Source organism: Cohnella sp. 56, assembly GCF_037963805.1.
GTDB lineage: Bacteria > Bacillota > Bacilli > Paenibacillales > Paenibacillaceae > Cohnella.
In genome coordinates, this window is record NZ_JAZDQE010000009.1 from 220,972 (window position 1) to 236,853 (window position 15,882).

The following is a 15,882-nucleotide window of genomic DNA, read 5'->3' on the forward strand; positions in this document are numbered from 1 at the left end:
GCGGTCTCTTGCTGTTAGCGTCTTCTGCAAGGTTGTCTCCGGCCTAGCCCTCCGTTGTCGGAATCGCAATCTCATAGTAGGGCTGATCCTCACGAATCTCGATCGGTACCGCCGACGCGGAGGGCTTGATCTCGCCTTCACCCTGTACGATGTCGATGTAAAACTTCCCCGGAGGAAGGTATAACTCAAAGACGCCTTGTGCCGGATGAAACAAATATATTTGACCGGAGACAGCATCGATTATATAGAGTATACCGTACCACTGCGCCGGGTCGCCCGCCAGCACACGTACCTTGGCGTTCAGCTTCGGCAGTTGCAGCGTCACAGATCCGGATGCCCCGTTTTGAATGTCTATCGCCGGCTGCCGATGCAGCACCCATCCTTTTCCATACACCATTACGAATTCCGGCTGATAACTTCCTGCCTCAATATAGACTTGTGTTGTGTTGAAGGATACGCTTACCGGCAACGGCGCGCCTCCTGGCAGCGGACCGGTCCCCGCCAGCGGCCTCAGTTGTGCCGAGCCCTCCTCGAGTGCTGTCCCTTCGGCTGTCCTGAAGGCGAGCGGCACCAGCGTCTGGCTGGCCCCGCGAACGAGCCATTCCTCCACGCCGCGGGATTGAGCGACCGCTCTGGGCGTAGTACCGTTGCTCGACTTCTGATCCGGATCTCCGCCATACCGCAGCAACTCCTGAATAATCTCGAAGCTCCCTGATCCGACGGCATGATAAAGCGCATCGGGCGTCACCTTAGCTCCATATTGCAGCAGTAGTCGAATCGTCTCATAGGATGGAACGCGGGTCACTTCCGTACCGTCCGGCCGACTCTCGCTGCTTCTCATGCTGGCCTGCTCCAACAAGGTTGTGCGTGTATAAATATCCCACAGATTCGGTTCCAGCCCGCGCTTCAGAAGCGCCTCCAACGTATCGGTCGCCTGCATGTCGCTCGGGTGCAGCAGCGGCCATATGAGCATCGGCTTGTACGTCCCTCCGCGCTCCAGCAGCAGATCCGCAGCCTGCGGCCTATGGTTCAGAATAGCGTAATCCAACGCCGTCCAATCTGCGTAGCCGTTCACCTTCGCATTCGTCTCGACGCCGCTGTCCAGCAGCTTCCGCAGCAGCTTCACGTCCCCTTGCTTGGCCGCCTTATGCAGGCTCGCGGCGAACTCGTTCATTTTCTGCTTGCTGTAGCTGAACGTCAGCTTCCTTGTCTCGTCGTCATAGCGCCAAGCATCGTATTCAAGCAGGCCGCCCGCCAGCTCTAACGGGATATAGAGTATGCCCTTGACGACTGTGGGCGCATACGCCAGCTTGACCGCCTTGCCGTCTATGAAGGCTTTGGTAGAGTTGGTCGTACCCGACAGACTGCGGCTCTCCAGCGTTGCGGTAAACGATTTGTTCTGAAATTGAGAGCGTGCTCCAACGGATTGAAAGAAAGCGCGCGCCGGGACCATGATCACTCGATTAAGCCGGATCGTCTGAAGCTGCAGCGTCAATTGCTGCTTGGCAGCAGGCGCTGTCGCCGCGGCATGTGCAGGGGCTATCGACTGAAGCGGCGTCGATATAGGAAGGGCGGCAATCAGCAAGGCGGCAGCTGCGATCAAAGCGAAGCGGCCGGGACGGAGACAGATGGACATCGTTCAAGCTCCTTTATGGATTATTCTCCCTTTCTACCACGATACAGGAACGCTGTCTATGGAATTCTCATCGCCTCGCAGGAATAAGACTTCACGCCGGGGAATACATCGGGTAGAGTACTATAGACACGCCGCAATTGGAGGAGGAACGCCGCATGAAGTCCATCACCGTACAAAGTCTGGCCGACCAGTTCAAACTGGAGGTGCTGGCGGGCGCAAGCTGCCTGGACCGGCATATCTCCCGTTCGCGGGCGCACCGCCCGGGGCTCGAGTTCGTCGGATACTTCGAGTTTTTCCCGATGGAGCGCGTGCAGGTGCTCGGCCGCAAGGAAGTTACGTATCTGCTGCAGCTGAGCGTCGAAGAACGCTTGCTTCATATCGGCAATATCGTCAAGTACCATCCGCCCTGCTTCATCGTGACCGCGGGACAGCAAGAGCTGCCCTATCTGAAAAAGTTCTGCGACGAGGAGGGCATCCCCCTGCTGCGGACCGCGGAGCCGACGACGGAGTTCATCGCGAAGCTGGACGGCTATCTGTTGAAGGCGCTCGCGCCCGAGCAATCGATCCACGGCGTCTGCGTGAACGTATCGGGCATCGGGGTGCTGCTGCGAGGCAAGTCGGGCATCGGCAAAAGCGAGACGGCGCACACGCTCATCCGCAGAGGCCACCGGTTCGTGGCGGACGACATCGTCGTGCTCAAGAAGCTCGGCCCCGCGCTGCTGGTCGGAACGCACAACGAGACGACCCGCGAGTTTCTCGCGCTGCGCAGCGTCGGCCTGATCAACGTCGTGCGGCAGTACGGCCGCAGGGCGTTTCAGGACGAGACGCGTATCGTGCTCGACATCGAGCTGGCGACGTGGCGGGAGGGAGAGCTCAGCAATGCGCTGGAGCTGGAGCCCAGGTTCACGGATTATATGGGCGTGCAGATCCCCCATATCGAGATCCAGCTGCAGCCGGGCCGCGACGTCGCCGGTCTGATCGAGGCGGCGGCCAACAACTGGTATCTCAAGCAACTCGGCTACAGCGCGGCGGAGGAGTTCATGCAGCGGATCCAGAGCAACATGCATTGAGGCAGCCAGAGGGATGAAGCAGGTTTTCCTGCTTCATCCCTTTTTTTGTGTGCGGATGATCCGGGCGACGCATGTCTCAATTGGCCCATACGCCCTGTCCAGCGCAACGGGGCACACGATGGGGGTGTTATGCGGTAGTATCGTGCAACGGGCCGGATTTGGACCGGAGAGGGCCGCGTTACGCGGTAGTATCGTGCAACGGGCCGGATTTGGACCGGAGAGGGCCGCGTTACGCGGTAGTATCGTGCAATGGGCCGCGTTGGCGCCGGGAAGGGCCGCGTTACGCGGTAGTATCGTGCAACGGGCCGCGTTAGCGCCGGGAAGGGCTGCGTTATGCGATAGTATCGCACAACGGAACGCGTTGGCGCCGAGAAGGGCTGCGTTATGCGGTAGTATCGCACAACGGACCTCGTTGGCGACGGAGAGGGCTACGTTACGCGGTAGTATCGCACAATGGGCCGCGTTGGCGACGGAGAGGGCTACGTTACGCGGTAGTATCGCACAACGGACCTCGTTGGCGCCGAGAAGGGCTGCGTTACGCGGTAGTATCGCACAACGGGCCGGATTTGGACCGGAGAGGGCCGCGTTATGCGGTAGTATCGCACAACGGGCCGGATTCGAGCCGGGAAAGGCCGCAGCTCATTCTAATTATTGTGATTCTTTTTAGTGTTGACCATATACTGTTTATATAATATACTGTGTCTAAGAATAACTGTTTACGACGCATACAATAAGGAGAGATTTCAAATGACAAACGCAACTCCAGCCGCTGCCGCACGCGCCGGCAGCAAGGAATGGACCGCGCTCGGCATTCTGTGTTTGCCGCTGATGGTCGTATCGATGGACGTCTCGGTGCTGTTCTTCGCCGCACCCGCGATCGCCGCGGATTTGCAGCCGACGGCTACCCAGCAATTGTGGATTTTCGACGTGTACGGCTTCATCCTCGCCGGTCTGCTGCTGACGATGGGCGCCATCGGCGACCGCATCGGACGCCGTCGCCTGCTGATGATCGGATCGGTCGGATTCGCGCTCAGCTCGCTGCTGGCGGCGTTCGCCCAGACGGCCGATACGCTGATTGTGGCCCGCGGCATCTTGGGAATCGCAGGCTCGACGCTCATGCCGTCGACGCTGGCGCTGGTCCGCACGATGTTCCAGGATGCGGCGCAGCGGACCAAGGCGATGGCGATCTGGAGCGCCGTCATGGCCGGCGGCGTCACGCTCGGGCCGATCGTCGGCGGACTGCTCCTCGACTCCTTCTCCTGGGGCTCCGTGTTCCTCATCAATATTCCGGCGATGGCGCTGCTGCTGATCATCGCACCGTTCCTGCTGCCCGAGTCCCGCAGTGCCGTACGCAGCCGCATCGATATCGCCAGCTCAATCCTCGCACTCGCCGCCATTCTCCCCGTTACGTACGGCGTCAAGACACTCGCGGAGGATGGCTGGGCGATGACGCCCGCCATCTCGCTCGCGGCAGGTCTGCTCGCAGGAGCGGTGATGATCCGGCGTCAGCTGAACCTTCCCAACCCGCTGCTCGATATCCGCGCCCTGATGGATCGGCGAACCGGCGGTTCGATCCTCGTCAACCTCATCGCGACGTTCACGCTCATGGCGAGCGCCTTGATCAACACCCAGTTCCTGCAGTCCGTGCTCGGCTACTCCGCATTCGCCGCATCCCTCTGGAGCGTATTGCCGTCCGTCGTCGTCGGCGCGGCTGCGCCCATGGCCGCCAAGCTGTCGCTGACGCACGGGAGGCCGCGCGTCATGGCCGGAGGCTTCGCGCTGTCGGCGATCGGATTCGGCATCCTGACCCAGGTTCGCCTGGAAGGCTTCTCCCCGCTCGCCGTCATGCTCGTCGGCGCCGGGCTCGTCGCAGCAGGCATCGTCTCCGTCATGACGCTCGTCGCCGACTACGTGGTCGGCGTCGCGCCGGCCGACCGCGCAGGAGCCGTCGGCGGCCTGCTCGAGACGTCCAGCGAGCTCGGAGGCGCCTTCGGCATCGCCCTGCTCGGCTGCGTCCTCGCGGCCTTCTACCGCCATGCCGTCTCCCCGCTGCTGCCCGCGAAGCTCGCGCCGGCAGCGGCCCGCGCGGCCGAGCAGACCATCGCCGGCGCTTCCACCGCCGCGCGGCAACTGCCCGCAGACACCGCGGCGCAGGTGATGCATGCCTCCCGCGATGCCTTCATGACCGCCATGCACGCCACCTGCCTCGTCTCGGGCGTCCTCCTGCTGCTGACCGCCGCAGCGACGATCGTGCTGCTCCGCGAGCGGCAGCCGGCGGCGGGCCTCGCCGCCTGACCGCATCAGCGCACAAAAAAGCTGCTTCAGGGTTGAATCGACCCTGAAGCAGCTTTTTTATATTTACGCTTTAAACCGGCTTATCGCTTGCTGCAGCTCCTGCGCCATCATGCTCAATGCTTCCGCCGAAGCGGACACTTCTTCCATCGCCGCATTTTGCTCTTCGGAGGCAGCGGCTACATTTTGCGAATGGGCTGCGGACTGCACGGCGATTCGGGCGACGTTTTGCATCGTTGCCAGCATGCCCTGCGCACTCGCATTCACTTGTTCGATGATGGAAGCAACCTCCTGCGACTCCATGGCCGCTTGTTCGACGAAGCCGGCGATCTCCGAGAAGGACTGGCCCGAGCGGTTCACCGTATCGATGCCCTCCTGGACGACGGATGTACCCGCATCCATCGACCGGACAGCTTTGCCCGTCTCCGTCCGCATCTCCTCGAGCACCGTGCGCACCTGACTCGCCGCAGTACCGGATTGCTCGGCCAGCTTTCTGACCTCGCTGGCTACGACCGCAAATCCGCGGCCGTGCTCGCCGGCCCTTGCGGCTTCGATCGTCGCGTTCAGCGCCAGGAGGTCGGTCTGGGAGGCGATCTCCGTGATCCAGCCTACAATTTGGTTGATCTCCTTCGACTTCTCGCCCAGCGCGCGCACAACCTCCGCCGTCTCGCCGACGGCTTGTCTCACGAGACCCATCTGCTCGATCGCTTTAGACACAACCTCGTGGCCTGCACCGGCCTTGTCGTTCGCGGTCGCCGCCAGCTCGGCAACGCGCTGAATGGACGCAGCGGCCTGTTCCATTCCCGTGGAGATGTCGCCGGCAGCCTGCTCGGCCGCCGCGGCGCTGGACGCTTGCGCGGTCGAGCCCGCAGCCACTTCTTGGATGGCGGCGGCTATTTGCTCGGTGGCTTTGCCGGTCTGCTCCGCGCTGGCCGACAGCTCCTCGGAGGTGGCGGCGACTTGATCGGTGTTGGCGCCCGCTTCGTGGATCAGCTGCCGCAGACTCAGCTTCATCCGGTTGAAGGCATCTGCCAAGCGACCGATCTCGTCTTTGTTTTTCACCCGGATGTCGGCTTGCGTCAGATCGCCCGACGCGATGACCTCCGCGCCGGCGGCCAGCGCCAGAATCGGACTGGCGATGATTCGCGAGATCAGCAAAGCCACGCCGATCGCCAGCGCCAGTGCTATCAGGCTCAGGATCACGACCATGGCGTTCACGGAGGAGACCAACCGGGTGTTGGCTGTGGTTCCCTCCTCCATCAATTGAGCCTGATCCTGGGTGATCTGATCCGCCACGTCCCTGATCTCCCTCGCAACAGGGGACGCGTTATCGACGAAGTAATTGACGGCCGCCTCCCGGTCGGTACGCAGCAGTTCGATTACCTTGTCCGATTCTCCTTTGAACCTGGCGTTGAGCACCGCCAGCTTGGCCAGCGCCTCCCGGGTCTCCGCCCGCCGGGCAAGCCCGTCCGTCGCCGCGATCGCGGCGTCCAGATCGGATATGAGCGTGATCAGCGTATCCTCCGCCCCTTGCTCCTGCAGCAGCACGGCACGCAGATTGCTGTTTTCCCTGGAGGCATAATTTTGAATATCTTTGGCCTGCACCAGAATTGCAGCACGGCGATCGATCAAGTCCGAATAGGACGTGTCGATCCTTTGAATTTGCGCATAGGATAGACTGCTGATCACACCTAGAAGGACGATGACACCCAAAAACCCGGACATCAATTTTTTCCTAATTGTGAAATTCATGTGACTGACCCCCCCGTTGCTGAATGGTTGATTCCCACAGATATATCGACAAGTTTAATCATAATTTAAGGCCTTCGAGCGAACCTAAACAAATTGTGTAAAAATTCCGTAAATAAGGATCACAATTCGCAAACTCCCCAATATTGTCAAATTGGAGCGTGACGCACCTCGACCACCCGGGCGGAAAAGCGGCCATGCACCGTCCCGCCTGCCGTCACCAAGCGCCAAAAGGCACAAAAAAGCCGCTTCGGGGCACCCCATCGTCCCCTAAGCAGCCATTTTCGTTCGAACAGTAGACTTACTTGACCGCCCCGCCGTCCCTTTTGACATGCAGATATTGATCGATCCCGTCCAAAATCCGCTCCAATCCGAAATCCATGTCGTTGCCTACGGCATCCTTCTCCTCGCCGTTCTCGTCGGTGTAAGCACCCGATACCACGATCGGATGCAGGCTCGGATATTGCTCCGGCTTCACGAGCGCGCGCAGCGCCGCCGAATAATGCACCCCGCCGAACTCCTCGGCGTTGGAGCCGGCCTGAACCGCGCGGTCCATGTCGCGTTGGATCATGCCGTAGGAGCGCGCATAGCTGCTGAGGAGCAGCACGAAGGACATTTTCTCGTAATCGTTCAGCGGCATATCCCGCATCGGCCGCAGCGCCCAGTCCACGACGCGGAGATTGTTGGGCGAGATCGGAATGCCGAAAATCGGAATGTCTCCGTACCACGGATGAGCGCGGAAAATGTCCACTGTTCCCCTCACGTATTCGCGCATCTCCTCCCGCCATTCATGCGCAGGCCTCGCCGGCGGCAGGGGTATGTCGCATGCCTTGTCCTGCATGAGCAGCAGCAGGTCGTCCTTGCTCGGGATGTAGCGGTAGAGCGACATCGCAGTAAAGCCGAGCTCCGCCGCCACCCGGCTCATCGATACGGCGGCGAGGCCGTCCCTGTCCGCAATCTCTACCGCCTTCCCGACGATCTGGTCGATGCTCATCTCCCGCTTGGGTCCCCGCTGCGGAGGCTTGGCCAGCCCCCAGGCGAGCGCCGCGCCGGGCGGCAGCAATTTTCCCGCTTCCTCCCGCGTCATATCGTTGTTGTTCATTTGTTCTACCTCCGTGCTGCCGGAAGCCGCCGCATCCGCCAATATGTTTACTTGATAAACAGTATATCACAGCAACGATGTATTGTAACGCCGCGAGCACGCGCCTGCAACTTGCAGCCATCTAAGCTGTCACGCTAAACGCATGTCCCCACGGCATCGCCGGGTAAAGAAAAGGCGGTGCCGGGAGGATATCCCAGCATCGCCATTATTAGCGGCTGCCTGTGCCGCATCTCTCGGACTCAGGTCGGCGCTGAGTCCTTGTCCGCATGCGTCGGCACGAATACGATTCGCCTCCCCGAATCGGAGGGCGAAGTCCACACTTCTGCCACCTGAGACAAGGGAACCGGCATCGCATCGACCCGGAGCCGGCCGGCTACGATCTCATCGATGAGCGTCGGGAACTCGGCAAGATAGCCTGCCGTCGTGACCGAGCCCTGGCCGCTGCCGAGCAGGCGGAAGTCCGCGGACCGCAGCGCGACCGAAGGCACTGCAGCGACTGGCCCTGCGACAGAGCCAATCTGAATCCAGGACAGCGTCCGGCTTCGGTCCGACCTTCGCTTCAATAGCGGGAGCATCGCGAGCTCCGCCGGCTGGCCCCACAAATAATCGATAACGACGTCGACCTCGGAAGCCGCTGCGGCTACCCGGTCCGCGGCCTCCTCAGGATCGCCCGCCAATGAGACGACCTCGTCTGCGCCAAGCGCGGCGAGCGCCCGGAGACGGTCCGCATCGCGTCCCGCGCCGACGACCCGGCTCGCGCCGAGCAGCTTGGCGATCTGGACCGCCATCTGTCCCGAATTGCCTGTGGCGCCGAGCACCAGCACCTGCCCGCCAGGTTGAAAATCAATCCTTCGGCGGAGCGCCACCCACGAGGACATGGCAGGGTTCATCGCGGCGGCGACCGCGACGGGATCGGCACCCTCGGGCAGCGGCACGCTGCGGCGCAGGTCTACCGCCGCTTTGTCGGCCATCGTGCCGTACGGAGTATCGGGCGCGACGAAGTACACCATGCCGCCGTCCGGCAAGCGCGCTACGCCGTCGATGCCGGGGATAAGCGGCAGCGTCTCTTCGCTGGTGTAGTGGGACCCGTTCGCCTGCGACCGCACGCGAGGGTGCAGGCCTGCGGCCAACACGTCGGCGATGACTTCATGACCGCCCGTCGGCTGCGGCACGTCGATTGTTCCGTATGCCGGGGCCGCTTGAAAAGAACGCACAACTGCTGCATGCATCATATAAAAAGCCTCCCATTGTGCTTTGCACACCATTTAGTTTGTTATACAAACAATTTAGTTTGTTTCACGTACAAAGTCAATGGCGGCTGTGCTACAATGTGTACATATAGCAAACGAATGCAGGTGAAACCTATGAACAACGAGGCTGCGGACGGGTGCGGCGAGCTGTCGGTTATCGACAGCCTGGTCCAGCTGTCCTTTGTCATCCAATCGATCCTGGGCCGGATCGGCGCCGATCACGATCTGTCGATCGTCCAGATACGCCTGCTCGGCATCCTCAGGGATCGGGAGCCGACCATGCTCCAGCTTGCCCGGCATCTGGGACTCGACAAGTCCAGCGTCACCGGGTTGATCGATCGCGCTGAGCGCCGGGGATTGGTCGAACGCACCGCGACGCCCAACGACCGCCGCGGGTTCAATGTCAGGATGACCGCCGCCGGACGGGAGCTCGTACGGACGGCCGGCGCGGAGATCGAGCGGCAGATTATGGACGTCGCAGCCAGCCTGAGCGCAGCCGAGCGCGCGCAATTCGCCGCCCTGGCGACCCGGCTGATCGGCGCCCCCGCTAGCGGCGAACCGTGACGACGCGCGATGAAAGCCGGGACATTCCGGCAGCAGCGGCTTCACCGTTCGTCGGACGGCAGCGATGCGTTATTGTCGGAGGCGTTTCGGAGAAGCATAATGATCGACTGAAGACGCCCCTGCAAAAATGCAGAGCAGCGCCCTTCTCCGCCGTATGTATCCGCGCATAAAACCTGGCTTGAGTGCGTCGTTGCACGGTAGTATGTGTATCTCCGTAGAAAATGTGACTGGGGAGCGTCGTTGCACGGTAGTATCGTGCATCTCCGTGGAAAACGTGACTGGGGAGCGTCGTTGCACGGTAGTATCGTGCATCTTCGTAGAAAATGTGACTGGGGAGCGTCGTTGCACGGTAGTATCGTGTATCTCCGTAGAAAACGTGTCTGAGGAGCGTCGTTGCACGGTAGTATCGTGTATCTCCGTAGAAAATGTGACTGGGGAGCGTCGTTGCACGGTAGTATCGTGTATCTCCGTAGATAACGTGACTGGGGAGCGCCGTTGCACGGTAGTGTCGTGCATCTCCGTAGAAAATGTGACTGGGGAGCGTCGTTGCACGGTAGTATCGTGCAACTCCGTAGATAACGTGACTGGGGAGCGCCGTTGCACGGTAGTATCGTGCATCTCCGTGGAAAACGTGTCTGGGGGGCGTCGTTGCACGGTAGTATCGTGTATCTCCGTAGAAAACGTGTCTGGGGAGCGTCGTTGCACGGTAGTATCGTGTATCTCCGTAGAAACCGCACCACACCTCTGAGTACTGCTGCCCTCCACAATCGAGGTTTGTCATCGCAATTTTGCGCTTAGGGCGGGGCGACAGCGGCCGATGAGACGTGCAGGCGCAAAGTTTGCGCTTCAATACGCGGAGCAGCTCCATCCCTACGAGGGACGGAGCTGCTCCGTGTTCGCGGCGGCGCGGTGGGCGCGCCCTCGGCGTTCGGCGAAGACGGCCGCCGCGACGACGAGCACGCCTGCGGCGAGCGTGACGGCGCTCGCGATTCGCAGCGCGATGCCTGCGCCGGCGGCGAAGGCGTCGACGATGGCCGCTTGCTGCGCAGGCGCGGCTGCCAAGGCTTCGGCGACCGTGCGCGGGATCGGATCGCGCTGGTGGAGGCTCGCCGGCAGATGCCGGACGAAGCCTGCCGTCAGCGCAGTACCGACGACAGCGACGCCGAGGGCGCTGCCGAGCTCCCGCGCGGCGGATTGGAGTCCGCCGGCGACGCCGGCCTGCTCGGCCGGCAGCGCGGCGGCGATCTCGGCCGTCAAGCAAGGCAGCGCGAGCGCGAAGCCGAGCCCGATGAGGACGAGCCAGGCGGCATAGGCCGGGTAGGGCTGGCGAGCGGCCAGGCTGAGGCCGAACAGGCCGAGCCCGATGGCCAGGAAGGCGGCGGACAGCGTGACGGGGATGCCGAAGCGCTTCACCAGGCCGGGAACGAAGCGCGCGCCGAGCATCATCGGGATCACCATCGGGACGATCGCGAACCCGGCTTGCAGGACGGAGTAGCCGCGGCCGTATTGAAGCAGCGAGGCGTTGAGATAGAACAGGCCGAAGCTGCCGAAAAACATCACGAGCATGCCTACGCTCGCGGTGCTGAGCAGCGGAATGCGGAACAGCCGGGGATCGAGCAGCGGATGGCGGACGCGCAGCTCGATCGCGACCCAGACGGCGCCGAGCGCTGCGCTGGCCGCGAACGCGCCGATCACGAGGGCGCTGCTCCAGCCGTGCGCCGGCCCCTCGATGATGCCGACGAGGAGCGCCACCGTCGCCGCGACGAGCAGGACGGTGCCGGCGGGATCGAGGCTGCGCGGGCTGCGGCCGCTGCGCCGGACGGCGAGCGCCGCCCAGAGCGCGCACAGCAGCGCGATCGGCACGATGGCGCCGAAGAGAACCCGCCATGACCCTACGGTCAGCAGCGCCGCGCCGAAGATGTTGCCGACGAGCCCGCCCATGCCGGTCGCCGCGCTCCAGATGGCCAGCGCCCTGCCGCGCCGCTCCGGTGCGGTCGCATGAACCAGCACGCCGACGCTGTTCGGCAGCACCAGCGCAGCCCCGATGCCCGTCAGCGCGCGGCCCAGGAGCATGACCGGCACGCTCGTCGAGGCGGCCGAGACGGCCGCGCCTGCCGCGAACGCGATGAGCCCGGAGATGAGCACGCCTTTGCGGCCGAACCTGTCTCCTGCCGCTCCGCCCGGTATGACCAGACATGCGAACACGACGACATAAGCGTCGACGATCCACAGCAGCTCGGACGAACTCGGGTGCAGTCCGCTGGCCGCGAGCTTCGGCACCGCCAGATTGATGGCGGCGACAAGACCTACGACCAGCACGGTGCACGCGCATACGCATGCCAGCACCAGCCCGGGACGGCGCGAAGCGGACTCGACACCCGGGGGCATCGGACGCGGGGCGTTCACCGCTCACCGTCCTTGGCGTACGCGCCGGCCATGATATCTTCCAGCAAGGTCGGACCGGCCGGCCTCCAGTCGAGCAGCTCGCGCGTGCGTTCGCTGGAAGCGGACATCGTCAGTCCGAAAAACCTGCCGACAAAGCCGAAATGCGAGCCTGCGTTCTCCGGTGCGATCGACACCGCCTCAATGCCGAGCGAGCGTCCGATGGCTTCGGCGATCGTCCGGGTGGGGATGACTTCCTCCGCGACCGCGTGCAGGCGCGACCCCGCGGGCGCCTGTTCGATTGCCAGCCGGATGAGACGGGCGGCGTCGGAACGGTGCACCGCGGACCACGCATGCGAGCCGTCGCCGATATAGCCGGATACGCCCTGCTTGCGCGCGGCGGCCGTCAGAAAATTGACGAAGCCCCAATCTCCCGCTCCGTGAACCGTCGGCGCGAACCGGACGATGACGGTGCGCACGCCGCGCCCGACGTAGTCCAGCGCGAGATTCTCCGCGCCGCCCCGTCTGGCGGTCGGTCCTACGGCAGGCGACGGGTCTGTCTCCAAGGCCGGCCGGTCCAATGCCAGATCCGATAGGCCGTTCGCCACCAGCAGCGGGCGGTCGCTGCCGGCCAGCGCCTCGGCGAGCGTCTCCACCGCGGCCCGCTCGGCGCGGTCCGACTCCGCCGGGTTCGCCCAGTCATGCTTGTTCGCCAGGTGGACGACAGCATCCGCCTCGCTCGCTCCGCGGCGCAGGGCGTCCAGGTCGTCGAGATCGCCGCGCAGAGCCGTCGCGCCTGTCTTCCGAAGCGACGCTTCGGCGGCATCCGACCGCGCGAGCCCGACAACCTCGTAGCCCGCCCCCAATAGTTCGTCCACGGCGGCGGACCCGATCCACCCTGTTGCTCCCGTTACAAATACGCGCATATATGATTGCCTCCTTGCAGCCCATTGTGCGGGCTGAATTTTCTGCCAAGCGCTCGCAGCGGCTGAGATCGCGCAGATTTTAACCCGACCCTTCCGCAATTACGAGACACCGTGTCTCATAATATAATAGATTCGTTACATCGTGTCCAGTAAATATTTTATTTTCTTTTTCTGCCCGCTGGCGGACGCTGTTCGAAGACATGGACAAAGAAAGCCGTCCCCTTGTATAGTGAAGGCATGGACAAAGAAAATTATGTTGTCGGCCGTCCCCGCAGCGAGCAGGCGAGGGCTGCCGTGCTGCACGCCGTCGACGACCTGTTGGTCGAGATCGGCTATGCGGAGATGACGATGAAAGGGATCGCCGAGCGTGCCGGCGTGTCCCGGCAGACGGTGTACCGGTGGTGGTCCAACAAGGCGGAGATTCTGTTCGAAGCCAGCGCGATCGATGCGAAGCTTGAGCTGGCGGTCGGCCCTGCCGACACGCCGCTGGCGGGACTCGCCGCCTACCTGGAGGCGCTCGTGCGCTTCCTGGCGCACTCGCCGGCCGGCGCCGCCTACCGGGCGCTCCTCGGCGAAGCGCAGCACGACGACGCCGTGGCGAAGCTGCTGTCCGCGAACGACCCGCTCGGCGACAGCGCCGCGGTCGCGATCGAGCGCGCTTTCGGCCAGGACGCGCTGCCGATCCCGCTCGATCAGGCCACCGCCCTGCTCATCGGACCGGCCTTCTTCTGGATTTTGAGCGGACGCGATCCCTCTCTGCTTGCTCCCCGGCGATTGGCCGAGGACTTCATCCGCGACCTGCAGGCCAGACCCGCTCCCTGACCGGAACGCCATGCCCTTCATCTGCCCAAACACGCAAACGGGACGAAGCAGGAAATATCCCTGCCTCGTCCCGTTTGGCTATCGCGAATTCACTGCAGCTTGCTCATCTGTCCGATGAGCTCATCGACGGCCTGATCCACCAGATACGGGCCGTAATTCCACTTTTCCCGGCTGACGTTGAAGATGCGGTTGTTCTTGACGGCCGGCAGCGAGCTGTACAAGGGGTCCTTGAACAGCTCCCGCAGCGTCGCCATCTCCTCGTCGTTCATCTGCGTGAAGTAATAATCCGCGGGGTTCGCCACGAATGCCTCCACCGAGATCGCCGTCCCTCCGTCCGCGAACTTCTTCAGCTGCTCGGGCATCCGGAAGCCGTAATCCTGGTAGATCAGCTTGCCGAGCGTGCCGCCTTCGCCCCCGATCAGCATCTCCTTTTCATAATAAATGAACGTCAGCGCCGTCTTGCCCGGCTCGATCTTCACGTCAATCTGATCGCTTATGCGCTGCAGCTTCTGCTCGAACGCAGAGATCCAAGCCTCCGCCTCCGTCTTGCGGTTCATAATATCTCCCATCGTGCGCAGCGTGTTGACGACGTCGGGATCTCCGCCCCAGGCCACGGCGATCGTAGGCGCGATCTTCTCGTATTTCTTGTAGCTGGCTTCGTCGTAAAAGTCCGGCACAATAATCAAGTCGGGCCCGATCGCCGCGATAGCCTCTTCTTTGCCGAGCCCTTCGCCAATATTCGGGACGCCCGCCATCTCATCGGGATACCGCGCCAGCGTATCCTGATCCGCTCCGGCAGGCATCAGCCCCAGCGGCAGCAGGTAGCCGCCGTAGGTCACGACGACCGCTCGCTCGGGCTGCACGGGAATCTCCGTCTCCCGGCCCAGCGCATCCTTGTACAGCCGCATCTCCGACGCAGCCGTCGTCTGCGAGCCGGCCGATTGCTGTGCGTCCTTCGCTTGCCCGTTCCCGTCTCCGCATGCCGCGACCAGCAGCGACAGGCCCAGCAGCAGACCGGCCGTCAGCGACGGCTTGTTGCCGACCTTCAAATCGTTCACGCTCCGTATAGATTGTAGTTGATAACAATTATCATTATCATCAACACTATAATCCGCGCTTGCCGCCGGAGCAATGAACGATTCGGGCGTATCCTTGGGACGATTTGAACCTTTGGTGCCGAGCACCTGCATTTTAAACTGAACCGGCGTCATGCCGAGCTGTTTTTTGAACAGCTTGTTGAAATAATACATATCGGCGTACCCTACGGACTCCGCGATCTCGCCGATGCCCATGCTCGTCCCGGCCAGCAGCTCCTTGGCCCGATTCATCCGCGTCCGTACCAGATACGTCATCGGACTGCAGCCGTATGCGCGTCTGAACAGCCGGGACAGGTAGTGCGCGCTGTAGTGGAACGACCCGGCAAGCTCGTCCATGGCGATCGATTGACGGTAGTGAGTGCGCAAGTAACGCGCGACCGCCTCGGCCAGATCGGGACGATACCGCTCCTCTGCGAGGCGCAGCTGGCGGAATTGCTCGTAGACGAACTGGTAAAAGAGCCCCGTCGCGAGCAGCCGCTGCAGCTCTCCGCTCTCGTTCCACGAACGATGCAGCTGCTGCGCAAGCTCCCGGAGCTGCCAGGGCTCCGGGCATCTGTAGTCGTGCGGGGGCGCCTGATGCATCGTCCCGCCCGGACCCTGCCGGAATGAGCGCGCACCCTCGGCTTTGCCGTACGGTCTGTACAGAATCATGTAATATTCGTAGGTGTCCGTGATGCATCTGATCTGCAGCACGTTCCCCTTGCCGCCATGCAGCAGCTGGTCGCGCGTATGCTCCGACGACGTGCCGTCCAGCGTCAGCAGCGCTTCCCCTTGTGCAGCAAGCAGGAACAGATGGGCCGGCAGGCGATAAGCCCGCGGCTCCTGGCCCCGCCTCGCCGTCGCGCGCCGTACATCGATCAATTGGACCGGCACTCTTCCCCATTCGCCGATCTCTTCGGACTGTGACATGTGTACGCACCCCGACATGCATTCGCAGAATTCTACCTACTATTGCTTGTTATTTGCCGCTGCCGCCATTGTCGAGACGCAGC

The 15,882-nt window shown here is 62.6% G+C and carries 11 protein-coding genes; 4 read left to right on the forward strand and 7 right to left on the reverse strand.

Translation table 11 applies throughout. The features are described 5' to 3' along the window. Positions 1-43 precede the first annotated feature (43 nt). A complete protein-coding gene (locus tag VQ071_RS17215) occupies positions 44-1,636 on the reverse strand; it encodes an ankyrin repeat domain-containing protein (RefSeq protein ID WP_340515342.1) in 1,593 nt (530 codons plus the stop codon). 155 nt (positions 1,637-1,791) lie between these two features. On the opposite strand from VQ071_RS17215, the gene hprK reads away from it, so the two are divergent. Both hprK and VQ071_RS17225 read left to right on the forward strand, forming a co-directional pair. Next, positions 1,792-2,706, forward strand: coding sequence for an HPr(Ser) kinase/phosphatase (gene hprK, locus VQ071_RS17220; RefSeq protein ID WP_340515344.1), 915 nt, complete (start codon positions 1,792-1,794; stop codon positions 2,704-2,706). A 747-nt stretch (positions 2,707-3,453) separates the two neighbouring features. Next, positions 3,454-5,001 (forward strand): MFS transporter, encoded by a 1,548-nt coding sequence (locus tag VQ071_RS17225; RefSeq protein WP_340515345.1) that lies wholly within the window; start codon positions 3,454-3,456, stop codon positions 4,999-5,001. 63 nt (positions 5,002-5,064) lie between these two features. Here VQ071_RS17225 and VQ071_RS17230 read toward each other — a convergent pair whose 3' ends face one another. From VQ071_RS17230 to VQ071_RS17240, 3 genes are all read right to left on the reverse strand, one after another. After that, positions 5,065-6,750 (reverse strand): methyl-accepting chemotaxis protein, encoded by a 1,686-nt coding sequence (locus tag VQ071_RS17230; RefSeq protein ID WP_340515346.1) that lies wholly within the window; start codon positions 6,748-6,750, stop codon positions 5,065-5,067. A 298-nt stretch (positions 6,751-7,048) separates the two neighbouring features. Then, a complete protein-coding gene (locus VQ071_RS17235; protein ID WP_340515347.1) occupies positions 7,049-7,849 on the reverse strand; it encodes a TetR/AcrR family transcriptional regulator in 801 nt (266 codons plus the stop codon). Between the two features lie 239 nt (positions 7,850-8,088). Then, entirely contained in the window at positions 8,089-9,081 is a 993-nt protein-coding gene (locus tag VQ071_RS17240; protein WP_340515348.1) for a quinone oxidoreductase family protein, read from the reverse strand. Positions 9,082-9,213: 132 nt separating this feature from the next. Between VQ071_RS17240 and VQ071_RS17245 the strand changes: the two genes are divergently transcribed. Next, complete coding sequence (locus VQ071_RS17245) at positions 9,214-9,663, forward strand: MarR family winged helix-turn-helix transcriptional regulator (RefSeq protein ID WP_340515349.1); 450 nt, start codon at positions 9,214-9,216, stop codon at positions 9,661-9,663. 870 nt (positions 9,664-10,533) lie between these two features. On the opposite strand, the gene VQ071_RS17250 is transcribed toward VQ071_RS17245, so the two are convergent. After that, on the reverse strand, positions 10,534-12,069 hold the full coding sequence (locus VQ071_RS17250; RefSeq protein WP_340515350.1) for an MFS transporter: 1,536 nt from the start codon (positions 12,067-12,069) through the stop codon (positions 10,534-10,536). After that, the gene (locus VQ071_RS17255; protein WP_340515351.1) at positions 12,066-12,971 is read right to left on the reverse strand and encodes an SDR family oxidoreductase; all 906 of its coding nucleotides are present in this window, start codon (positions 12,969-12,971) and stop codon (positions 12,066-12,068) included. Before VQ071_RS17255 ends, VQ071_RS17250 begins: the two co-directional genes overlap by 4 nt. Before the next feature lie 222 nt (positions 12,972-13,193). On the opposite strand from VQ071_RS17255, the gene VQ071_RS17260 reads away from it, so the two are divergent. Continuing rightward, positions 13,194-13,793, forward strand: a complete 600-nt coding sequence (locus VQ071_RS17260) for a TetR/AcrR family transcriptional regulator (protein WP_340515352.1) — start codon at positions 13,194-13,196, stop codon at positions 13,791-13,793. Positions 13,794-13,882: 89 nt separating this feature from the next. On the opposite strand, the gene VQ071_RS17265 is transcribed toward VQ071_RS17260, so the two are convergent. Continuing rightward, entirely contained in the window at positions 13,883-15,799 is a 1,917-nt protein-coding gene (locus VQ071_RS17265) for a helix-turn-helix domain-containing protein (RefSeq protein WP_340515353.1), read from the reverse strand. Between the last annotated feature and the right edge of the window lie 83 nt (positions 15,800-15,882).